Origin of the sequence: Mangrovibacillus sp. Mu-81 (genome assembly GCF_036867415.1) — a bacterium.
In the GTDB taxonomy this organism is placed as follows: Bacteria; Bacillota; Bacilli; order Bacillales; family Bacillaceae_B; genus Rossellomorea.
On sequence record NZ_JBAJHU010000001.1, the window covers coordinates 147740 to 170210 of the forward strand.

Genomic DNA, 22471 nt, shown 5'->3' on the forward strand with positions numbered 1-22471 from the left:
TAAAATTTATTTAAAATAGTGAATGGGGGATTATTTTGGGTCTTCTTGAAGTTAGTCAAATAAAAGAAAAACTTACAGAGGAATATGAAGATAAAATAGATTTAGGTGATATAAGAGGAGATCAAGGAGAAGTAGAAAAGAATTTTTTGTCCAGAGCATTATCCGCTTATAGTATTAACGTCCTTTATCCAAGTGTTGACACAAATGAAGTTGTCAAATTTATTGTTGATGGCTCAAATGACAACGGGATTGATTTGATTTATTATCACCCTGATACAAACGAGCTTTGCCTAGTTCAATCAAAGTTTAATGCGTCTGGTAGCAGTGAACCTGATTTAGGTGAGGTGCAGAAATTCGTAACTGGTGTCAGAGATTTGATTAATCTAAAATTCGACAAGTTTAATCAAAAAGTTAATGAAAAAAAGGAAGATATAATTAGTTATTTAAAAAAAAGTAAGCTGAAATTTAAAATTATTCTTGCTTATACAGCAACTAATTTGTCTTCACATTCTAGAAGAGAGTTCCAAGACTTATTAGATGACCTTAATGACCATAGAGAAGTTGCAGAGTTTGAAATGATGAATCAAAAGAGGTTTCATGCATCCCTCCATAATCATGGTTCTTCAAGAACAATAGATATCGAGATAAATTTAAAAGACTGGGGAAGATACGAGGGGGACATGGAATCTTTTTATGGCCAAATTAATGCTGTCGAGATAGCTGAACTATGGGAAAGTTATGGGAATACTTTATTTGATTATAACCTTCGTAAAGTTTTGGGCACCACAGAAATTAATAAGGAAATGCAACAAACCTTAGATACTGAACCAGAATTATTTTGGTATTATAATAATGGAATTACATTAGTCTGTGAAGAAGTAGATAAGAAGAGAATCTATGGAACTTCTAGAGCTGTGGGCTTATTCGAATGTAAAGGGATTAGTATAGTTAACGGTGCCCAAACGGTTGGTGTAATTGGGAAACATGGCCAAGGGTCGGATGAGATAAAAGAAAAGTTAGCAGAGGTAATGATTCCTTTGAGGATTATATCAATTAAGAGAACCGACGAAGATGGAACAGATTATTTAGATGAAGTATTTGCTTCTGATGTAACAACAAAAAATAATAGACAGAATAGTATAGGCAGTCGGGACTTTGTGGTATTAGATCCACTGCAAAAGAAAATTGAACAAGACCTAGCAATAAAGGGTGTTACATATCATTTAATGAGAAGTGAAGATGAAGATCAGGAAGGTGACCAAATTTTTAATTTGAAAGAGGCAACTAGAGCACTTGCTTTTGCATCTGATATCGATTCAACCATACAAGCTAGAAGGGAAATAAGCATAATATATGATGATTTAAACGGTTCAAAATATAAAAAATTATTTAATCCAAGTACAACAAGTTATTATGTATGGAATTGTGTTAGAATTCAAAGGAATATTAATTCAAAAATTGAAGACCTTTCTAATCAAGTAACTGCTGATGACGAAAAAGCTATACTGATATATGGTAAAGAATTACTGAGCAAAATAATATTCGATTTAATTGGTCCTGCAAATATTGCTAGGCAAAGTCTTGAAATTAAAGAATCTATTGAAAAAGTTGATATTTCAGCAAAGTTATCAATTTTACTAAGTAGTCTAAAAGAAGAAATCGAAGAAATGGAAAAGACGACTGTAAACATTTTCAAAAGTCCAAGTGATATAAAAAGTTTATATGAAAAGATGAAAGCAGTAGTTCAAACTGGATTAAGTGAGGAATTAGATAGTGAAGAAACTTTTGAACTATCTAATATAGAAAATTTAAGCAGGCTTGAAAAACTTCAACTCCAACAGTTTTTCAAAAAAATACAGGGTGATCAAGTAGCGGAAGAGTTCTTCGAGTATTGGGTAAAAAGCATATTTAACCCTGAGAAACATTCTATTGGTTACCGTTCAAATGTTCATTTTTATGAAGATCAACCTGAATTACAGGCAACAGATAAATTTCTTTTTAGAATTGCATACTATACAAAGTTAATAGTATCTTTCGAATTTAATGCATTTGACTCAAAATATACAAGCACCCTATATAATAAAGATGAGTTTAGAGATTGGGCAAAAGATAACACGGATTCTAAAAACAGAATAATAGTTAACTCCATGGAAGATCTAAATAAGGTACTAGAAGTACAAAAGTTTTTATGATTGATGTGTGTTGTAACTGTAATGGGAAGAAAATAGTTTTTCTTCCCATTACCTTTAAAAAGATACATGCTATATGTAGTTTTACGAAATGATATAAAATTATAAATTTTTATCTACATGGTCTTTCCATCTCTTAATGGAACGGTTAGACATTCCGTCTTTACCTTTTGGGATAAGAGGCACATTTGGATTATAGGCATCAGCATTAAAACCAATAAAAATAAATGGCTGTCCTTCAGCTATTTCAAAATAGGGTTCTAACTCCTCAAAGTTGGTAACACGATCTGTAAGATAATAGGCGAGTTCTTTAATAGGCATTAAAATAATTGCCAAATTAATTTCTTCTCGTCCTAAACCTAATAATAGTTTATTCATTGAACGATGAGCTGAACTGATGTTTCCAGTTTCGAATTCCATACCTACGCGTCTAATTACAGTGTAGAGATTAGAATCCTTGCTTTGTTCAAAAACAAACTCTTTATAAACGTCTATTGGCCCACCTTTTTTCTTTTCTAACTTTAGAACATCTAAAGGTTTCTCTCTAAACCAGTTATATGTATCTTCAAGCATGGAATAACATAATTCCTTTATTGGCACTACACCATTACAATTCTTTTCAGTGTTGTTAATTGAAAATATCTCAGATTCTATTGGCCAGATAGGTGAACAAATTGATTTTTTCACTTCCTCATAAGCTTTCTTTAATAATGTATCTTTTGCTAATAAATCTTTTGCTTCATCAGTCATAAATTCTTTATCTATTTTCATTTTTTCCCCCAACATCATTTTCTCTTTGTTCAAAGCGATTTAATGTAGTAAAATCTAGTAAATCTTTTGGAAGAACATCTAGTGCATTAGCAATTTTTTCAATATTATCTAAAGAAACATTTCTAGTTCCTCTTTCAATATCAGAAATATAGGTTCGGTGGAGTGCACTATCAAATGCTAGTTTTTCTTGTGAAAAGTTTTTTTTTGATAATCTAATTTGACGTACCCTTTGACCAAATAAAGATCTAATATTGTCAGACATAATTCCTCCTATATAATTGACGGCTATTTAAAATGAATGATATAATTGTGTAGATTATAAGTCTACAGACTATAAGTTACATGAGGTGTATAATTTTGCGTTATTTTACTGTTTTTGACATAGTGAAAAATAAAGCTGAGCAATATGGGCATACTGAAAATGAAATGTATGCTTATTTAAAAAATACTAAAATATATAAGAAGGATTTAGTTGCCTACAAGGAAAGTGGTATCATTCCAACTGATGAAAGGGTACTGAAAGGCTTACTAAGTTACTTGGATATGTCTTATATGGAGTTAGAATTAACCTTGGGGAGAATACCAAAAGGATTCGAGGATGTATTCATTAGTAATACAAAAGAGATAGCCCGAATACTTAATAAAGGCAAAAGTTTTAATAGAAATTTATCCGATAATAACTCATTAGTTGGTCCATATTTTGAATCTAATTTAGGAAAATTATATAAAGGTGATTGTTTAAGATTATTTAAACAAGTTCCAAATGAAAGCGTGGATACTATTTTTGCAGATCCTCCATTTAATCTAGACAAGGAATATGATGAGGGGGTAAATGACAAAAATACGTTTAGTGGATACCTAGACTGGTACTACAATTGGATTGACGAGTGTATAAGGGTCTTGAAACCTGGCGGTTCATTGTTCGTTTACAATATTCCGAAGTGGAACACATATCTTTCAGAGTACCTCAGTGGAAGAATGAATTTCAGAAACTGGATTACGGTTGATATGAAGTTTGGACTACCAATCCAGAATAGGCTTTATCCAGCAAACTACAGCCTTTTGTATTACGTTAAAGGGGATAAACCTAAAACATTTAACATACAAAGAATCCCACTACAAACTTGCCCTCATTGCGGTAAAGAAATAAAAGACTACGGAGGGTATAAGAACAAAATGAATCCTAATGGCGTAACTCTATCTGATGTATGGTCCGATATTTATCCGGTAAGACATAGTAGTTCTAAAAACAGGAAATTTAACGAGTTATCCGTTAAATTACTTGATAGGGTAATTAGTATGAGCACAAAACAGGGAGATGTTGTATTAGATCCTTTCGGTGGTAGTGGAACAACTTATGCTGTTAGTGAATTACTAGGACGTAAATGGATTGGGTTTGAGTTAGGTAATTGTGAAATCATTAAAGAAAGGATAGTACACAAAGATAAAGACATAAAACTTTTTAATAAGGTTTATGAAGAGAAAGATAAATTATTTCCATACAAGGTTAAGGAATTACGAAAGAAAAATGGATTGTGGACAGATGATGATTTTAGAGAAGAAAAAAATGAAGGAAATGACAAAGAGATATATAATAAAAACAATGATCAGATTTCGCTGGATTTTTAAAAATAAATAATATAATAATTTCATTAAAGACTTCTAGGCGGAAGTCTTTTTTTTACTGTATTTTAAAATTGAAAGTAGCTGATTTATTAACTCTTATTAATGGGACTATAGGAATAGATCCTGATGATCTACCTAAGTTACTCAAACCGTTTTCTTCAAATAAAACAAGTGATAGTTCGACAGTTGGAGAAAAGGGAGTAGGTTTAACTTTTGTTATGTTTAATAGTAATGATTTCGAAATCATTACTGGAAATGGGAAGTGAGCTTTTAAAGCTAGTATTAAAGATGCTGCAGTTTGGAAAAACAGTAATTCTGAAGCTGATTTAAAATTACAACTTAATGAAATAACAGACCCAATACAAGGTACTGAGGTGATTTTAAAGAATGTTACGGATCTCCCATTCTTTGATTTAACTTTTAACCAGTTGAAGTACGTATTAAGAACTAGGACCTCGATAGGGAAGACAAAAATATTATGGGAAGATGATATAAAAATTAAAATAAACCTTGAATTTATTGATCAGAATGGAGAAGAATTTGAAGAAGAACTTCCGTTTAAGTATTTTATATTGACAGAAGGGCTTAACGAACACGAAAAAATTGACTTAGAATATTTTAAAACACATTATAAAGATGCTTTAAAAACAGATGCAGAAAAGCGACAAGCTTTATTTGGAAAAGTGATTAACTATAAAGGAGAATTTGTTCACAATTCCAATAGGAAAATTAAATTTTATTCTTACTTTATGCCAGGATGAGCTATGTGGGATAAAATTACACAGGAATATGGTTTAATAACAGAAGACAAAATTGAAGATGAAGAATATACAGAGAACTATCATTATGCGCTAATTCAAGCGGGAATTTATACTTCAGTAAAGGGGATGCCAACAGGTATTGTGATTAACCATCCCAAAACTGGTTACGCAGGATATTGGGGTAACATGTTCATTTTGTTTGAGGATTCTAGTCTTAAATTTGATATTGGCTGAAAATCAATTCATGGCAGACAAGCATTAATATTACAAGGATATGCCAAGGAAATCTTTAACAGTTACTTAAAGTATGTTACCAAATATGTTTCGAGAGATTCAGGTAATTTTGGAGATGAATGGGATAGAGATGAAGTATTTGGTGAAATAGGTGATATGGTAGATCTAAATAATAGAAATACTTTATTCGAAAAATCACCTAAAGGCCAAGAAGCGCAAGTATGTGCCATGTTTTATGAAGAAGCTGCAAAGGGAATTATTAGCTATCTGAAATTCTTGACCTCTGGGTATAAAGGTAGATATGACTTATATGCTAAGTGGGGAAGAAAAAAGATTGTTATCGAATTTAAATCAGAGTTGAAAAACAAACATTCTTAGATATTTTAATGATGAACAGAAATTATTCGATGAAATCGATTGTATAGTGGGTTGGGATGTTTCAGAGGAAGATGAGAAAGTGATGAAATCAAGAAGTATAGCCATAAAAGAAATACAAAAAAGTCATTAGCTACTAGTGGAAAAGAATTTCCTAATGCTACACATAAATTAGATTTAGGAGGAATGGTAAATCCTATTTATGTAATTGATCTAAAGAAGCTTTTGTAAAAATCATTTTCATTCGAAGTATGAGTAGAAGTTATAAGATGGTGTTATTAAAGGCCATGCTTGAAAGAGGACCAGCTGATTGGTATAAGCCTATAACTGCTATAGAGGTTGCTCCATTCTTTCATGCGTATTTAACAAGTTAAGCAGATGTGGGTGTATGATGAGAAGAAGGTTGCTGGTTTGATTGCTAAGATGCCTATGAGTAAGTGGAGTGAGAATTCGAAAGGGCTTGTGTCGTTTGCAGGTGGTAAGTTTGATGTGCAGTTTGTAGTTCCAGAACAGTTTGAGAGGATTGTTTATGAGTTTACTAGAGAAGTATGTGAGTATAGGCTACATTCATATTTTCAGAGAAGAATGGGGATGTGAGTTTCAATTAATAGGTAATTCATGAAGAGATTGTATATATCATGCTAGGATAAGTAATATGAAATTAACTTGCTAATACCAGTAGGTTTTTTGGAGGGCTCTAGCAGACCCTTCTGCCGGGCATTGAAGAATGGTGTATTCATAAAAGAGAAGCTATATTTTTGGGGAGCTTCTCTTATTAAAGCAGTTTAGTTTACAGTATTAGAAGTAGATAATAACTACAATTGTATAATATTTATCTGACTTCATTTTTTATATAATAAATAAGATATTTTCTCTCCATGTCTTATGAGGCTAATTAACCCCCTTCGAATCCAAGGCTTAGTTAAGTCATCATTACCAGCCTTATTGTGAAAGTCAGTTATGAATGTACTGCTAACAATGCATATACATTTTACCGATTCTCCTTTTTCATAAACCAATTTTTCATGAGGTCTATTATGAACTACATATTTACGTACTCCGTTTCTCAGCTCATATAATCGGTGCTCTTTGGATGTGTCGTTCTTTAATATAACCTTCATACATCCCCTAATAAATGCTTCCTCACCTGAAGACAATTTCTTCTTCAATAAAATCACCCTCTCATTATTTGCTGAATTCCTATTTCGACACTTAGCTTTGGAGAACCTGCATTTTCGTTACATTAATTTACATTTTTTAGCTATTTTTAAAACCGACGCATTGTAGTACATTAACCCGTATGTTATTCTATTTCGTATAATGGAATCTTTACTCCAAGGAGGACATAATGAAAAAAGACATATATGTAGTAGGAGCAGTCATCTTTAAAGATAATAAAGTTCTCTGCGCCCAAAGAGGTACCGAAAAGTCATTACCTCTTCTGTGGGAATTCCCAGGTGGAAAGATTGAAAAAGGTGAGAAACCAGAAGAGGCTTTAAAACGAGAAATTCAAGAGGAAATGCATTGTTCAATTGAAATTGGTGAAAACATAGAACATACGGTTCATGAGTATGATTTTGGCATTGTTCACTTGACTACATACCATTGCAAGCTGGTCGAAGGAGAACCAGTCTTAACTGAACACTCAGCTATTAAATGGTTAGCACCCGATGAGTTACATACTCTTGAATGGGCACCAGCAGACATACCTGCCATTGGAAAAATCGCAAAAGTATATGCATGACCGGAAAAGCTATCCATCATTTGGGTAGCTTTTCTTTATGGATACGGTTTACAGTCTTGGAAATTAAGATTACAATTTTACTATAATACTGGAAATGAATGGAGATATTAATGGTAAACTTTGTTGAAAACTTAACGGACTCAATATATAAGGGATTTATTGATCATGCTCATGGTAGATCAACTCGATACAAACCACAGTTGTTGATTAACAATGCTAAGAGTAATAAAAATATCCTTTCTACAATACTTGAAGAATTAAATCATTGTGAGGATTTCTTTTTCTCAGTTGCTTTTATCACGGAAAGCGGTTTAGCTACGTTAAAGGCACTCCTTTGGGATCTAAAACAAAAGGGGATCAAAGGGAGAATTCTTACATCTACATTTCTTCAATTTAATCAGCCGAATGTATTTCGAGAGCTGATGAAGATCTCGAATGTTGAAGTGAAATTAACCAACCTGAAGGGATTCCATGCCAAGGGTTACATATTTAAACATAGTACTCATTATTCTTTAATTGTTGGTAGCTCAAATTTAACAGCCCAGGCATTAAAAGCAAACTACGAGTGGAACGTGAAGTTGAATTCACATGAAAAAGGAGAGATTATTCATCACTTCATTGATCAGTTTGAAGAAGTTTGGGATGAAGCGGTTGATCTGACTACTGAGTGGGTTGAGCAGTATGAAAAAACATACCAAGCGACAAATCTACCAAACATCCAGAATGTTATTGAGCATCCCGTACAATATCAGGTGAACTCTTTGAAGGATGCAGTAGAGATAGTGCCTAATGCTATGCAAGAAGCTGCCTTAAAGAGTATTCAACGAGTAAGAGCAGAAGGAAAAGATAAGGCATTGGTTATTTCCGCTACTGGTACAGGAAAAACCTATTTATCTGCATTTGATGTTAGACGTTTTGCACCAAAGAAAATGCTATTTATCGTTCATCGGGAACAAATTTTGCAAAAGGCGAAATCGGATTTCCAAAAGGTATTAGGTGGCATTGAGCGAGATTTCGGAATTTTATCCGGTAATTCGAAGCAAAACGAAGCAAGGTATCTTTTTGCTTCAATTTATACACTGTCTAAGGATTATATCCTGAATCAATTTGTACCTGCTGAATTCGACTATGTGTTAATCGATGAAGTGCATAAAGCAGGAGCAAAATCTTATAAGAAGGTTATGGAATACTTCAAACCAAAATTCCTCATGGGCATGACAGCTACTCCAGAGAGAACAGACGATTTCAATATCTATTCGTTATTTGATTACAATATCGCTTATGAGATTAGATTGCAGGAAGCACTTGAAGAAGACATGCTATGCCCTTTTCATTACTTTGGGGTAACAGATTATGAGTTCAATGGTGAGTTGTTAGATGAAACAGCTGCTTTAGCCAAGCTTGTAACTGAAGAAAGAGTTGAGCATATCCTCGAGAAGATAGAGTACTATGGTCATTCTGGTGACAAGGTAAGAGGGTTAATGTTCTGTAGTCGAAAAGAAGAAGCAACCGAACTTTCTAAAGTTCTGAATGAGAGAGGGCTTAAGACAGTAGTATTATTAGGGGATCACTCCCAAGAGGAGAGAATACGTCGGGTCAATGAGTTAGAAAATGGTCAACTTGATTACATCATTACGGTAGATATCTTTAATGAGGGTGTCGACATCCCAAGCATCAATCAAGTCGTCATGCTAAGACAAACTCAATCAAGTATTATCTTCATTCAACAGTTAGGCCGTGGCCTAAGGAAGCATGAGAGTAAAGAGTATGTAACAGTAATCGATTTCATTGGGACCTACAAGAATAACTACTTGATCCCAGTCGCTTTATCAGGTGATCGGTCTCAGAATAAAGATAACATTCGTCGGAATACAAAGGATACTTGCTATATTAAAGGTGTATCTACGATTAACTTTGAAGAGATTGCTAAAAAACAAATTTTCAAGTCCATTAATGATACGAAGTTAACATCCTTGAAAATCCTGCGGGACGCTTACGTTGAGTTGAAAAATAAAATTGGTAGAGTGCCATATTTGTATGATTTTGTTACCTATAATTCAATTGATCCTTGTGTCATCGTGAATGAAATGAAATCGAATTACCAGACGTTTTTAGAAAAAGTGAAAGAAGAAGTGCCTGTACTATCTAAGTACGAAAACGAAGTGTTAACGATGCTTTCTCAAGAAATTTTGAATGGCAAGAGGAAGCATGAGATTGTTTTAGTAAAAATGTTATTGGGAAGGCGAGAACTCTCACGCGGTGAGTATGTAGAAGAATTGTCCTTAGTGGGATGCAAATCAGATTCAGAGACTTTGACTTCCGTAGAAAGAGTAATGGATCTGTCATTCTTCACCCAAGCAGCGGTAAAGAAATATGGTGAAGAACCAATTGTGCTGAAAGAGGAAGGACACTACCGTTTTAATGATCGAATCGTTGAAAGTCTTGGCAACAATAAACATTTTATATCATTAGTATATGACTTAATCAAAACGGCAGAAGAAAAGAGTCTTTCTTACAATTGCTCAGAACAACTAACCTTGTACCAAAAATACTCGCGTAAAGATGCATGTAAGCTATTAAACTGGCAAAATGATGAGAGCTCAACCATGTATGGTTATAAACCTAAGCATGGGACCTGTCCGATCTTTGTTACTTATCATAAAAACGAAGATGTGGAATCAAGTGTGAAATATGGGGATGAATTCATCAACCAAGAAGTGTTTAGATGGTACACCCGTAGTAACCGTACATTGGATTCTCAAGAGGTAAGAAAGATTATTAATGCTGTAAACCTAGGGCTAGATCTACACCTTTTTGTGAAAAAAGACGACGATGAGGGAACCGATTTTTATTATATTGGTAAGGCTGTGCCTGAAGAGAATAGTGAGGAACAGACGACCATGTTAGATAAGAACGGTAAGAAATTGCCGGTTGTTCGGATGAATATGGTGTTGGAGGATGAGGTGGAGGGTTCTTTGTATCATTATTTGATTGAGGAGTAACTTGAGTTTAGGAAAGGGAGTCAGTTGATTAACTGACTTCTTTTGAATGCATAAGAAACTAGCCATAACAAATAGACAACTTAAGGTGATATAAATAAATGAAGGTACGGAGGGGATTAATTGTGGGTGACATTAAACTATTTAGGTTAAACGATAATAACATTGATGAGCTTGAGGGGCAATCAATTGCTATTGAAAAGTCATTACAAAATATAATTGAAAAACACCTAGACACTTTTCTCGGTGTGCGTTTTTTGGCTTTAGAATATAGCACAGGTAAACGTCATGCAGGAAGAATTGACACTTTGGGGATTTATGAGAATAATTCTCCTGTAATAATTGAATATAAAAGAACAATGAATGAAAATGTTATCAATCAAGGTTTATTCTATCTTGATTGGCTATTAGATCATAAAGCTGAATGTTGTGTGGGCTTCAGCAAGTATCTACTTAGAGCAACGCTACAGTTTGGCAGCGAAAATTTCGGGTGCAATTGTTGCGCTGATCGGGGCTATTATTCTATCAAATACCGGAATTATTCGTACAGCGTCGCCGGTTTATGATACGGTTTGGACGTTTATCATTCCGCTCGCGATTCCGCTGCTGCTTTTTCATGTGAACTTTAAACGGATCTGGCAGGAAAGCAGACGGTTGCTGATTATCTTTTTGATCAGCTCGATCGGTACGGTTGCAGGGGTAGCTAGGAAGGAAATTGATAACATTGCTAAGTCGATCATTCATAAAAGAACGTTGACCAGTACATCCATCTCATTTGGGGCCGGGCTTTCGGGAGGGCTTGCCATGGCAGGGACGATCCCCGGGGATGTCATCCAATTCTACGGGATAGCCATGATGCTCGCACAAGAATTGGCCTATTTATATGGACATCACGACTTATGGTTGGAGGAACACCTGGATACAGAGAGAGCACGGGATAAAATCATCGTTTTGTTAGGTGTCATGTTTGGAGTGGGGGGCTCCACTTCAGCAATTAAATTCCTGTCCTCAAGCCTATCTAAGCAGGTATTGAAAAAGTCGCCTCAAAAAGCATTAACGAAAACAGTTTACTACCCGATTATTAAGAAGATTGCCGGATATATAGGCGTAAAGCTCACCAAAGAGACATTTGCCAAGGGTCTTTCTAAAGCAATCCCAGTTGTAGGGGGAGTAATATCTGGCTCCATTACTTATACCACAATGAGACCCATGGGCAAAAGATTGGCCGTAATGTTATCAGAAACCCTTGTTATGACAGAAGAGGAAGTTATAGAAGAATTTTATGAGTTGCGTAAAGAATTTCCTGAGATTATTGATGTTGAGTTTGAAGAGGTGGAGGATATTGAGGTATAGAGTATTACCGTAGGCAGAGTGGGGACGGTTCCCACTCTGCTTTTCATTTTTTGTTGGGAAAATTGCTCACCATGGAAGGTAGGATAGAGTGGGATTTGTTCACGATAACCGTTCCCGTGCTTCCTGAGTTTCTCCCAAATCTCTTGAAAAAGCTCCTCTTTATAAAAAGACTTCTTGTAATTGTTATGCACTTCCCTGGAATTCGTCTGGCTCGCATACTGCAGCTGGTAGCGATTATCGGCAAAAAAAAGAAGTTTATAAGATTAGACTCGATATTATATAAGTCGCCGACTGATTAAACTTCTCATGACCAATTAAGATCGAACGATTTAAGTTCTTCCGCCTACTATTTTCTAAATGACTCTTCAAATGCCGAGCAGCTTGAACCGTTTGTCCTATATAGGCAGAGGGCTTTTTCTTGTCATTATAAAGAATATATATGATTGGATAGTTGTTTAAGTGGACTGTTTTTACTTGATCGAGATGTTCACGACTGAAACCTTTCTTTTCTACAATAAGTTCGTTCATTCTCTTAACTTCATTGTCTCATTTAAAATAGTATATAATATTTTTGTATTATTTAACCATTTTTGTAGGATTTATATAAGGTTTTGTCGAAGTATATATTTATTGTACAAATTAATCAGAAAGATAAGTCAGGATTTCCTCAGTTATGACATGTAACATTTTTATGATATGAAATTTCCCCTATTCATAAGGAGAATGAAATGAGTAAAAGATCTGCAACAGAAACAATTCTAGGGTATGTTTATCAATTTGACTATACTATATTTAACCTCCTTAATTTGGATAATATGGAAGACTCAATTACAGTTGAAGGAATTGAGGATGTTGATGTTAAAACCTCAGACGAAGAAATGGCAATACAATGTAAATATTATGCAAAAAGTGAATATAATCATTCAATTATCGCAAAACCTATAAGGTTAATGCTTAATCACTTTCAACAAGTGAAAGAAGGAAATAAAAAGCAAGTCAACTACTATTTAAATGGTCACTACAAGTGTGGTCAAAATAAACTTAAAATGCCTATATCGGTAGAGTATCTAAAAAAACATTTCCTTACTTACACAAGCCAAAAAGTTAAACATGAATATCATATTGAACTTGGACTTGACGACACAGACTTAGAAGATTTCATTCAAAAGCTTAATATTAATATCGATGCAGCTAGCTATGTTGATCAATATGATAAGATTATTGATTCACTTAAGAAGTTATTTAATTGTAGCAGTTTTCAAGCAGACCATTACTTCTATAATAATGGTCTGAAAGTAATTAAAGAACTGGCAATTCAGGATAGGATAGAGGATAGATACATATCTAAAAGGCAATTCTTAGATAAAATTGATAATAAAAATTTATTATTTAATGAGTGGTTCATTGCGTTAAAAGGAAAGAAGGAATTTTTAGCTAATCTAAGAAAAGAATACTTTACATCTTTAAATACATCTCCGTTTGAAAGATTTTTTTTAATTGAAATTGATGAGAGGAATTATTTACGGGCGGAATTTAAAGAATTACTATTCTTGATTTCAAGAAAATGGTCGAATTTTTCGAAGAGGGCTCAAACACCATTTTGCCCGTATGTTTATATCCATAATATTCCTGATAAAGAATTAATCAGTCTTAAATCAGAACTATATAGAGAAGGGTTTAAAATATCAGATGGTTTTGATTTTTCAGGAGCTTCCTTTTCTCCAGAGTCAATATGTGAGTCAGCCAATCATTATAACCAAATAAAACTAAAAATATTGAACCAGATTGATTATCTAAACTTAACACTTAAAGAGGCAAATAAAACGAAAGAGGTTTATCAATTTTATATCGAAAACTCCTATTACACTAATACTCATCAAGAAATTAAACATATTAAAATTCAGATTGATGAAATTAAGGATATAAAGGAGATTATATGATATGGCTGTAAAAGAAGTAAATGCAGAGGTTATAGCGGTTTATCCCAACAGAGTAAAAATAGTGGTAGACGACTTGGAAAACTTCAGAATAGCAGATGAAACATTAAGGGTTGGATCATATTTAAGAGTAATGGATAACGAAAACTCAGTTCTTATTACTATAATAGAAAATTTTTCTATAGAGGTAACAAATCAAGGTAAAAGAGATTATATTATTGAATCAATACCTTTGGGATTAATAAAGGGTGACAAGTTTATTAGAGGAGGAGATTCAATTGCTATACCTCCTAAAAAGGTAGAACCTGCAACAGAAGAAGAAATCAGAAAAATTTATAGTCACCCTTCTAATAATAATGAGGATCTTACCTTTTCTTCTTTATCAACTAACCGCAACGTCAGGGTACCGGTAAATGGTAACAAGTTCTTTAATAAACATATTGCAATAGTCGGTTCAACAGGTTCTGGAAAGTCACATACTTTATCAACAATTTTACAGAAAGCAGTTTCTGAAAAGATTGGTGAATATTCTTCCATAAACAATTCGCATATCATTCTTTTTGATATTCACTCAGAATACAAGTCGGCATTTCCTGACGCAAACTACTTTGATATTAATAGTTTGACCTTGCCTTACTGGCTATTAAATAGCGAAGAACTGGAAGAACTTTTTCTGGATACAGAAGCCAATGATCATAATCAAAGAAACGTATTTAAAGAAGCGATTGTACAGAACCGTAAACTAAAGTTGGGTGGGAGTAAGGAAGATAGAGAAAAAATACATTTTGATTCACCAGTTTTCTTCGATTTAGCAGAAATATTACAATACTTAAAATATAAAAATATTGAAAGAAAAAACAAGGATAATAATATTAAATGGGAAGATGAAAATGGAGAAGAATTTACATTTTGGGAAGAAAGTCAACACAGACTGTTTAATGAAAACTTAAAGCCTGTCGGAACATCAGCAGCTGGCGTTAACGGAAAATTAATAAACTTTTTAAATCGATTAGAAAATAAAATTAATGATAAAAGATATGATTTTCTTCTAGGTGAAAAGTCTAAAAAGATTACATTTGAAGACACTTTGAAGAATTTATTAGGGTACAACGACGGTTCAGAGTCAAATATTACTGTAATAGATTTAAGTGGAGTTCCATTTGAAGTTCTTAGTATTACAGTTTCGCTCATTTCTAGGATAATTTTTGAATATGGGTATTTCTATAAAAGATTAAGATGCGAGGAAAATCAAAGTGAAACGATTAATAATGATGCTCCAATTCTCTTAGTTTATGAAGAAGCTCATAAATATGTTCCCAATAGTGATTTATCTAAGTACCGTTCCTCTAAAAGTTCAATTGAAAGAATAGCTAAAGAAGGAAGGAAATATGGAGTATCATTATTACTATCAAGCCAAAGACCATCAGAATTATCCGAAACAATTTTTTCTCAATGTAACAATTTTATAGCAATGAGACTAACAAATCCACATGATCAAAACTATGTTAAGAAACTTTTACCCGATACATTAGGAAATCTTATTGAGAAAATGCCGTCTCTAAAAGCTGGTGAAGCACTACTAATCGGAGATTCGGTTGTTCTCCCATCTATCGTTCAGATAGATCAGTGTGAACTGCCCCCATCATCAAACGACATTCCTTATTGGGATTTATGGAGAGAAGAATGGAAGAAATTAGAGCTAAAGCGAATTAAAGATGAGTGGTATAAGTAATCAGGATATTGTTTAGATTATGATTAAACAATTGGTGCTTTCATAGGAGACGTATTTCGTCTTTTGGAGACCAGGTGACACTTAGCTCGGCCTAATTTTTGTAAAAGTACAATGAACCTGTCCCTGTCTCCCAAGGATTTTTAAAAGCCATTTTTAGGGGACAAGGGAGACCTTGTCCCTGGTTTTTTGGTGCTTATAGTACATCTGTCCCTTTGTTCCAGTTTATTTATAAATTATGATTTTTTCGGAAAAACATCACATTGCGTATTGGGAGAGGTGGTGTTTTTCTTTAGCGCGTTTAAGTAAATTAGGACTTCCCATAGAGTTTAAAAAGTATTTATAATATTTCCTCCACATAATATATTTTTCTGGTATGGTAATATTAGCCTATAAAAAGGGGGACTTTTCTTGGAAGTGAATTCAGTATCAGAATATTTAAATAAAATAAATGAAGTATTTAATTCAGGCCAAATAGAAAGAATATGGTATAGAGGACAATCTAAGATAAACGATAAATATAAGCTCTTACCTTCAATATATAGAGAAACAGAACAAGAATATCTTGAATACGATTTGTTCTTAAGGTTTAAGGCTAAAGGCGTACCTTTTTTGAAATATAAGCCTGAAACAGAATGGGATTGGTTATTTCTAATGCAACACCATGGGGTACCCACAAGATTGCTTGACTGGTCAGAGGATGCATTAATAGCATTAGCATTTGCTGTAGAGAAAAGGACTACAGGGGATAATCATGAAGAAGACGCTTGTGTATGGTTATTAAATCCTTTTGGACTAAATACACAGTTTAATGCTTTTAGAGATTATAAGTTTATTCCTAATGTTGAAGAAGAACGAATTAAGGAACATTTTGGAATGAAACCAAAACATTTACTAACTGGTGCAGCAATGTATAACATGCAACATCCGATCTCAGTAATAGGGTCAATGAATAGTGATAGAATAATTTCTCAAAAAGGAGTCTTTACACTATTCCCTCAACCTTCTAGCGATTTAAAACCTTTAGAAGAAACTGAAAACCATGATCAATTTCTTTATAGAATTGTAATTAAGAAACAAAGTATCGATAGAATAAAACAGGAACTAATTCGATTTGGTGTGAACGAGAATAGTCTCTACCCAGGATTAGATTCAATCGCTAAAGAAATTGAGCGTGAATTAAAAAATAAATAAGAAGGAGGGAAACTCTTGTTTATTACAAAAAAAATAAGTTCTACTATATATGAGTGGTATTTGAACGATAAAGAAAATAAAATAGACTTTAATCCTGTTTATCAAAGGGTAAGTGGTATTTGGGCAATACAAAGTAAGCAATTATTAATTGATAGTATTTTTAATAAATACGATTTACCAAAGTTTTATGTTAGTTATTTTTTTACCAGAGGAAATATATTAAATCCTGAGGAATATCTTTACGCTATTATAGATGGTAAACAAAGATTTCATGCGATATTTGATTTTCTAGATAATAAATTCAAAACAAGTAAAAATTTCAATATTATTGATATGCCAGATTTAGAAGTTAGTAATAAAACATACAGTGAGATAGTTTACATGTACCCAGATTTAAGAAAATACTTTGAGCAATATATTTTAGATATAGTTTTAGTAGAAACTGATGAAAAGGAGAGAATTGAAGAACTGTTCTTACGTTTGAATGAAGGAAAACATCTTACTAATGCTGAAAAAAGATATGCTAAATATGGGTTTTTAAATGATGAAATAAAAAAACTAGTAGAAGGTCATTTATTTTTTGAAATTCTGGAATTTAAGGACAAAAGATATGATTATTATGATTTAGCTTTAAAATTATTCTTAATCGATTCTAATGAAATGAGTGCTATTGCTTTAAATAAATCTAATTTGGATAAAATTGTTGACACAGAAAGAGCCAGAACTGAAGAATTAATTTATAATTTAGATAAATTTATTGTTAACTTAAATCATTTTAGTGAATTGTTCAATGGGACTAACGGGCTTCTAAAGACTAAAACTAACATACCAGTTTATTATTTGTTCTACTTTCAATATGACCAAAATGAAAGTGCTGAAATTAGAAGCTTTATTAGTTATTTTGAGGATTTAAGGAAAGATAATAGGACTCTGGAGGATGATCAACTGAAAAACGAAACTTTATTGGAATTTGATTTGTTAAACCAGCAAGGTACTACAACTAAAGAATCTCTAGAGAATCGTCTGAAAATAATCCAATACTGTTATGAACTTTTCAAAAATGGAAAACTTAACTTAAAAACAACTTTTGACTATTCATTCGAACTGGAATAGATAGTAAGGTATTTCTGTAATTATTAATATGGCATGAAAAATAAAGTTTTACCCTACTAGTGTGTGTTTTTTATCTAACATTATTTAAAAGTAACTACAACAAATAAACTTGTTAATTGAGGAAATACTTCTCAAATGCAGCATAGGGAAGGATTTCTTGCTTCCAAAATACAAGAACCGTTCTCGTGAATCATGGGGCCGGTTCTCTTGCTTCATTTTGCATAAATGTGGAAGGGGCATATCGCTCACACAAAATAAATTTTTTTCGCTAGTCTAGGATCTGTTTGCCTGCCAGAAGTTTAGGCCAAATAGTGCTTAAAAAGGTATGGAGGCAGCCTGATTAGCGAAGGGAAGATATAATCCAATAAGAAGCAACGCCTTAAACGTATATGGGCAGGAAGCATAAGAAAGGTTGATACGATGTACATAGAATTTATTGCGACAACGTTAGAAGATACTATTTTAATTGAACATTCCGGGGCAGATCGGATTGAGCTGGTATCCGCTTTAACAGAGGGCGGCTTAACGCCAAGTCACTCCTTAATCGAAGCAGCAGTTAACCGTGTAAGTATTCCGGTCAATGTGATGGTAAGACCGCATAGTCAATCATTTTGTTACTCTTATGACGACTTTTTGATCATGAAAAATGATATAAACATAATCCGTTCATTAGGTGCAAATGGTGTGGTACTTGGAGTGTTGAATGAGAAACATGAAGTCAACCAACACATGCTTGAAGAATTATTGGCTGAATGCAGTGGATTGGAAGTTACAATTCATCGGGCAGTAGATTGTACAAACAATCCCGTTCAGGCGGTTAAAACATTAGCTCAATACAAAGAAATAACAACGATTTTAACCTCTGGCGGAAAGGGTGAATTTTCCGGACGCTTGCAAACCATACAGGAAATGAAAACAGTATGTGAACATATTTCAATCTTGGTGGGAAGTGGATTAAATGCAAGCAATATTTGTTCTGTTCATTCAACAGTAAATACAGGCTATTATCATTTTGGTACAGCCGTGCGAAAAAATCAAAGTCCGATCGAAGGAATTCATCTGGAAAAAGCGAAAGAAATTGTTCAACTGGTAAAAGGTTGACAAGCATAGATGAGAAAAGAAGCATAGGAAGAGTATAGTGGGAAGGTTCCTGCTCTACTTTTCTCTTTTTTATGAAGAAATGAACCACATCATCAACTTTGGTATGGGCCTGCCCTCCGGTACGGTGAAGCTTTAGTGTATTGGGGGTCAGGTCCGAAGTGCTACTTGTCTTGTCAGAAGAGGAAGTTAAAGTAGATTTTATGAGCTGCGTAAAATATTTCCTGATTTTATTGATGTTGAGTTTGAAGGAGTTGAGGATAATGAATTATAGGGTGTTTCCGTAATGGTCTATAACAAAAAAAGCCTGTAACCAAAATGGTCACAGGCTTTTTAAATATGATCGTGAAACAGTTATGCAAGCACAGCCTTTATCCAACGCCCGTACTATAATGCTCGCGGAATTGAATTATAGGGGCCTGTCCCCCGGCGCCAGAATATCATCCCTATTATATATCTTTAATATAGTTTACCGTTTTACACATGAATCTAGTTGGATTTGATCGGCATGCGGGCAGTTGGCTACGAACTAAATAAATAAACTTTTCAATTACCTATTATCAATACTTTTACATTCCGGACACTTATGTTTCCGACGTACCATATTCCTGATCCCGGCTTGCCAGGAATGACCGCAGCGGCATGACCACCAGACAATTTTGTTCATACCGGGCGTGATTTTATGGGGAAGAAGCGGTTTGTTTTGCTGTTGATCCCAAAAAGACGCGATATCCGGATGAAGGGTCTCTAGCGAGTTTGCCTCCTCTTTACATTGGGAACAGCCGGCTCTACCTTCATTTCTATGATGGATTTTCGCTTTCCACTCATGACCATTCGTGCATCGCCAGTAAATTTGTTTACTCGATCCTGGTACAACTTGCTGCGGTGTTAGTTCACCATTTTTCGAAGGATGCCATTCAGCTGCAATATCCGGTCGCATAGCTGCAAGGCAATTATCGCTGCTTACCCTTTTTCCTGCGCAGTATGGACAGCCTACACCTTCGGCACGGCTTCCAATTCTGGCTTCCCATTCGTGTTTTTTATCACAGATCCACCATGCATATTTCCCTGATCCTGGAGACACATCGGTTGGCAATAAATCATGATTCTTCGTCGGGTGCCACTCTTTTGCCAGGTCAGGCATTAACACTTCGAGGTTATTGTCTTCTCCCACGCTAAAGCTATTGCAGAAAGGACATCCCCGCCCGGCAGCACGGTGAGAAACTCTGGTTTGCCATTCATGGCCATTGTCACAATCCCACCAAACACGCAGCTGCGAACCTAATTTGATGGCTCTTGGATCAATGTTCTCATTTTTCGCTCCATGCCATTGATCAGCCAATACCTCATGAGAGGCAATACTTTGTTCTTCAATTTTCTGTTTGTACATCTCAATGATTTTCAGTTCATCACGATCAACATCAATGTCTAGTGTTTTTAGCTTAGAACCGGCATCCTCTTTCGTGAACAACGCCAGTGCTTTCAGACACATGCGGATGACATCTGAATAAGGGTCTTTCAGATCTCTGTGGATTTCTATATATTTTTCATGGCGAGTCAGACCCGGTAATCCAGATTCTCTAATTCGAATGATGACAATATTTTTAGAATTTAAATAATCATTTTTAAGCTGATCAGATTCCACCCTATCCTTATGGTAATAGACACCGTCGTACTCTATCGCTACACCGGCAATGGGGTCGAGGAGAGGTGCATATTTATTTGATAGATAAATGTCTACACTCTCTTTGGTGTCAGGATTATAGGCAAAAGCCCCTTCTATTTTAGGGAAAACCATTTTTAAGTAATAAAATAGTGCCTGTTCAGGAAAGGAAGTGGATTGATGTGAGCAGTAGCTGCATCCGTTGCCCCTATCCCGATAAAATACCGGTGCTTCCCAAGAATGTCCTTTTTCACAGATCCACCATACTTTTTTAGCTGAACGGGTCGTAACATCGTATGGTGTAATGTTCTCATTTTTAGAAGGGTGCCACTGTTTTGCAAGGTCGGGCCGTAGGAATGCCAGGTTGTTATCGTGTGTTACTTTTTGGCCTGCACAGTAAGGACATCCTGTTTTCTTTCTGGCACGGTCATTGACGGCTGCCCTCCACTCATGTCCTTTCCGGCACTTCCACCACACTTTCTTCTCTGTCCCGGATAATACTTGGGAAGGAGTCAGCCCTTCATTAAGATCAGGATGCCATTCCTTGACCAAGTCTGGATGGGTGGCAACAATGCTGTTCCCTTCGTTTGCTTTCCGTCTGTTACAGTAAGGGCACCCGAGACCATCCTTCGTCCGGTGACCGATGGTTTCCTCCCACTCATGTCCCTTACTGCACAGCCACCAAGCTTTCCGTTTGGAGGTGAACGGCATGACTTCGGAAGGTATAAGATCAAGGTTCTTAGTTGGGTGCCATTCATCGGAAATGTTGGGATAAAGGATTGCTAAGTTATACTCGGGACTCGGCCTTTTCTTTAAGCAATAGGGACAGCCCTGCTGTTGGCTCCGAACTTTGATATTTTCCTGCCACTCATGACCGTTTACACATAACCACCAAACCACTTTATTACTTAATGGCAAAAAATCTGATGGCTGCTTTTCATTATTATCAGGATGCCAGTCTATGGAAATGTGGGGGCATAATACTTCTAAGTTATTCTTATTATCGGCAAGTCTTCCAGAGCAATAGGGACATTTGGAACCAGCTGATCGTACGTTGATGCGTGTTTCCCACTCGTGTCCGCTTGCACAGATCCACCATGCTTTCTTATGGGAACCCGGAGAAACTGTTTCCGGCTGTTTAGTGTTCTTATCAGCATGCCATTCCTTTGCTAAATCTGGAAACTTCCCTTTCAGACTATCTTCATATGTAACTTTTTTACCAGCGCAATAAGGACAGCCGCTCCCCTTTACTCTGTTAGAAAATGCAGCCTCCCATTCATGAGAAGCGTCGCATATCCACCAGGCCTTGTCTTTCAAACGTATGTTGTTTGTTTCTATATCTACGTTTTTCCCGTCGTGCCACTGGGTCTTCAATGAAGGATTTTTAGCGAAGATTTCTTCAAGATTCATCTGTACATCTCCAAGTCAGGTTATTATATCTTATCTATAGACAATTTATCACAGTACTTTAGGGGAGGGTTGTTCCAAATACTTCCTATGTCGAAAGGGAAAGGAACTTGGTAGTTTACCTATTAAATTTTTTATTTAAAAAACCCAAGCTCAACAAAAATTCGTTAAGGGAATATAGTAACCTATTATTGGAACACAGCAGCCAATATTTCACATCTATAGATCATACATCCTTATTGTAGTAAAATATGTTACATAAATGTAATACTTGGAGG

Annotated in this window: 17 protein-coding genes and 2 pseudogenes; 14 read left to right on the plus strand and 5 right to left on the minus strand. The window is 34.8% G+C overall.

The window, feature by feature from the left end; translation table 11 throughout:
- Nucleotides 1-35: 35 nt before the first annotated feature.
- Nucleotides 36-2192 carry an AIPR family protein gene (locus V6B33_RS00705; RefSeq protein WP_334215823.1) on the plus strand — a complete coding sequence of 719 codons (2157 nt, stop codon included), beginning with the start codon at nucleotides 36-38 and terminating at the stop codon, nucleotides 2190-2192.
- Between the two features lie 99 nt (nucleotides 2193-2291).
- On the opposite strand, the gene V6B33_RS00710 is transcribed toward V6B33_RS00705, so the two are convergent.
- Nucleotides 2292-2960: a restriction endonuclease gene (locus V6B33_RS00710; RefSeq protein ID WP_334215824.1), complete on the minus strand. Its 669-nt coding sequence runs from the start codon at nucleotides 2958-2960 to the stop codon at nucleotides 2292-2294.
- Nucleotides 2947-3222, minus strand: coding sequence for a helix-turn-helix domain-containing protein (locus V6B33_RS00715; RefSeq protein ID WP_334215825.1), 276 nt, complete (start codon nucleotides 3220-3222; stop codon nucleotides 2947-2949). The genes V6B33_RS00710 and V6B33_RS00715 overlap by 14 nt, the downstream gene beginning before the upstream one ends.
- Before the next feature lie 95 nt (nucleotides 3223-3317).
- Between V6B33_RS00715 and V6B33_RS00720 the strand changes: the two genes are divergently transcribed.
- The 4 genes from V6B33_RS00720 to V6B33_RS00735 all read left to right on the plus strand — a co-directional run bounded on the left by V6B33_RS00720 (nucleotide 3318) and on the right by V6B33_RS00735 (nucleotide 5959).
- Entirely contained in the window at nucleotides 3318-4589 is a 1272-nt protein-coding gene (locus V6B33_RS00720) for a DNA-methyltransferase (RefSeq protein WP_334215826.1), read from the plus strand.
- A gap of 371 nt (nucleotides 4590-4960) precedes the next feature.
- A complete protein-coding gene (locus tag V6B33_RS00725) occupies nucleotides 4961-5347 on the plus strand; it encodes a hypothetical protein (RefSeq protein WP_334215827.1) in 387 nt (128 codons plus the stop codon).
- A gap of 3 nt (nucleotides 5348-5350) precedes the next feature.
- Complete coding sequence (locus tag V6B33_RS00730) at nucleotides 5351-5581, plus strand: hypothetical protein (protein WP_334215828.1); 231 nt, start codon at nucleotides 5351-5353, stop codon at nucleotides 5579-5581.
- A 156-nt stretch (nucleotides 5582-5737) separates the two neighbouring features.
- On the plus strand, nucleotides 5738-5959 hold the full coding sequence (locus V6B33_RS00735) for a hypothetical protein (RefSeq protein WP_334215829.1): 222 nt from the start codon (nucleotides 5738-5740) through the stop codon (nucleotides 5957-5959).
- 839 nt (nucleotides 5960-6798) lie between these two features.
- Here V6B33_RS00735 and V6B33_RS00740 read toward each other — a convergent pair.
- Nucleotides 6799-7125, minus strand: a complete 327-nt coding sequence (locus V6B33_RS00740; protein WP_334215830.1) for a hypothetical protein — start codon at nucleotides 7123-7125, stop codon at nucleotides 6799-6801.
- A gap of 179 nt (nucleotides 7126-7304) precedes the next feature.
- Here V6B33_RS00740 and V6B33_RS00745 point away from each other — a divergent pair, with 179 nt between their 5' ends.
- From V6B33_RS00745 to V6B33_RS00760, 4 genes and pseudogenes are all read left to right on the plus strand, one after another.
- On the plus strand, nucleotides 7305-7700 hold the full coding sequence (locus V6B33_RS00745) for a (deoxy)nucleoside triphosphate pyrophosphohydrolase (RefSeq protein WP_334215831.1): 396 nt from the start codon (nucleotides 7305-7307) through the stop codon (nucleotides 7698-7700).
- Nucleotides 7701-7810: 110 nt separating this feature from the next.
- On the plus strand, nucleotides 7811-10702 hold the full coding sequence (locus V6B33_RS00750) for a DEAD/DEAH box helicase (RefSeq protein WP_334215832.1): 2892 nt from the start codon (nucleotides 7811-7813) through the stop codon (nucleotides 10700-10702).
- 122 nt (nucleotides 10703-10824) lie between these two features.
- A pseudogene (locus V6B33_RS00755) lies at nucleotides 10825-11124 on the plus strand (DUF91 domain-containing protein); the annotation flags it as partial.
- Nucleotides 11111-11401, plus strand: a pseudogene (locus tag V6B33_RS00760) (DUF819 family protein); the annotation flags it as partial. The pseudogenes V6B33_RS00755 and V6B33_RS00760, both read left to right, overlap by 14 nt.
- 906 nt (nucleotides 11402-12307) lie before the next feature.
- Here the strand turns inward: V6B33_RS00760 and V6B33_RS00765 are convergent.
- Nucleotides 12308-12580, minus strand: coding sequence for a GIY-YIG nuclease family protein (locus V6B33_RS00765; protein WP_334215833.1), 273 nt, complete (start codon nucleotides 12578-12580; stop codon nucleotides 12308-12310).
- A 200-nt stretch (nucleotides 12581-12780) separates the two neighbouring features.
- Between V6B33_RS00765 and V6B33_RS00770 the strand changes: the two genes are divergently transcribed.
- From V6B33_RS00770 to V6B33_RS00790, 5 genes are all read left to right on the plus strand, one after another.
- Nucleotides 12781-13992, plus strand: coding sequence for a DUF4297 family anti-phage-associated protein (locus V6B33_RS00770; RefSeq protein WP_334215834.1), 1212 nt, complete (start codon nucleotides 12781-12783; stop codon nucleotides 13990-13992).
- 1 nt (nucleotide 13993) lies between these two features.
- Nucleotides 13994-15721 (plus strand): anti-phage-associated helicase HerA, encoded by a 1728-nt coding sequence (gene herA / locus V6B33_RS00775; protein WP_334215835.1) that lies wholly within the window; start codon nucleotides 13994-13996, stop codon nucleotides 15719-15721.
- Nucleotides 15722-16135: 414 nt separating this feature from the next.
- Entirely contained in the window at nucleotides 16136-16912 is a 777-nt protein-coding gene (locus V6B33_RS00780) for an FRG domain-containing protein (protein WP_334216396.1), read from the plus strand.
- A gap of 15 nt (nucleotides 16913-16927) precedes the next feature.
- Nucleotides 16928-18025: a DUF262 domain-containing protein gene (locus tag V6B33_RS00785; protein ID WP_334215836.1), complete on the plus strand. Its 1098-nt coding sequence runs from the start codon at nucleotides 16928-16930 to the stop codon at nucleotides 18023-18025.
- A gap of 420 nt (nucleotides 18026-18445) precedes the next feature.
- Nucleotides 18446-19126, plus strand: a complete 681-nt coding sequence (locus tag V6B33_RS00790) for a copper homeostasis protein CutC (protein ID WP_334215837.1) — start codon at nucleotides 18446-18448, stop codon at nucleotides 19124-19126.
- A 547-nt stretch (nucleotides 19127-19673) separates the two neighbouring features.
- On the opposite strand, the gene V6B33_RS00795 is transcribed toward V6B33_RS00790, so the two are convergent.
- Nucleotides 19674-22196, minus strand: coding sequence for a zinc-ribbon domain-containing protein (locus tag V6B33_RS00795; protein ID WP_334215838.1), 2523 nt, complete (start codon nucleotides 22194-22196; stop codon nucleotides 19674-19676).
- Nucleotides 22197-22471: the final 275 nt, after the last annotated feature.

What these genes read in the sequence shown, in the direction of transcription:
- V6B33_RS00715 (WP_334215825.1), bottom strand. Translation starts at nt 3,222, where the DNA reads ATGTCTGACAATATTAGATCTTTATTTGGTCAAAGGGTACGTCAAATT.
- V6B33_RS00795 (WP_334215838.1), bottom strand. Translation starts at nt 22,196, where the DNA reads ATGAATCTTGAAGAAATCTTCGCTAAAAATCCTTCATTGAAGACCCAG.
- V6B33_RS00750 (WP_334215832.1), top strand. Translation starts at nt 7,811, where the DNA reads ATGGTAAACTTTGTTGAAAACTTAACGGACTCAATATATAAGGGATTT.
- V6B33_RS00770 (WP_334215834.1), top strand. Translation starts at nt 12,781, where the DNA reads ATGAGTAAAAGATCTGCAACAGAAACAATTCTAGGGTATGTTTATCAA.
- herA (WP_334215835.1), top strand. Translation starts at nt 13,994, where the DNA reads ATGGCTGTAAAAGAAGTAAATGCAGAGGTTATAGCGGTTTATCCCAAC.
- V6B33_RS00735 (WP_334215829.1), top strand. Translation starts at nt 5,738, where the DNA reads ATGGTAGATCTAAATAATAGAAATACTTTATTCGAAAAATCACCTAAA.
- V6B33_RS00745 (WP_334215831.1), top strand. Translation starts at nt 7,305, where the DNA reads ATGAAAAAAGACATATATGTAGTAGGAGCAGTCATCTTTAAAGATAAT.
- V6B33_RS00790 (WP_334215837.1), top strand. Translation starts at nt 18,446, where the DNA reads ATGTACATAGAATTTATTGCGACAACGTTAGAAGATACTATTTTAATT.
- V6B33_RS00730 (WP_334215828.1), top strand. Translation starts at nt 5,351, where the DNA reads ATGTGGGATAAAATTACACAGGAATATGGTTTAATAACAGAAGACAAA.
- V6B33_RS00765 (WP_334215833.1), bottom strand. Translation starts at nt 12,580, where the DNA reads ATGAACGAACTTATTGTAGAAAAGAAAGGTTTCAGTCGTGAACATCTC.
- V6B33_RS00710 (WP_334215824.1), bottom strand. Translation starts at nt 2,960, where the DNA reads ATGAAAATAGATAAAGAATTTATGACTGATGAAGCAAAAGATTTATTA.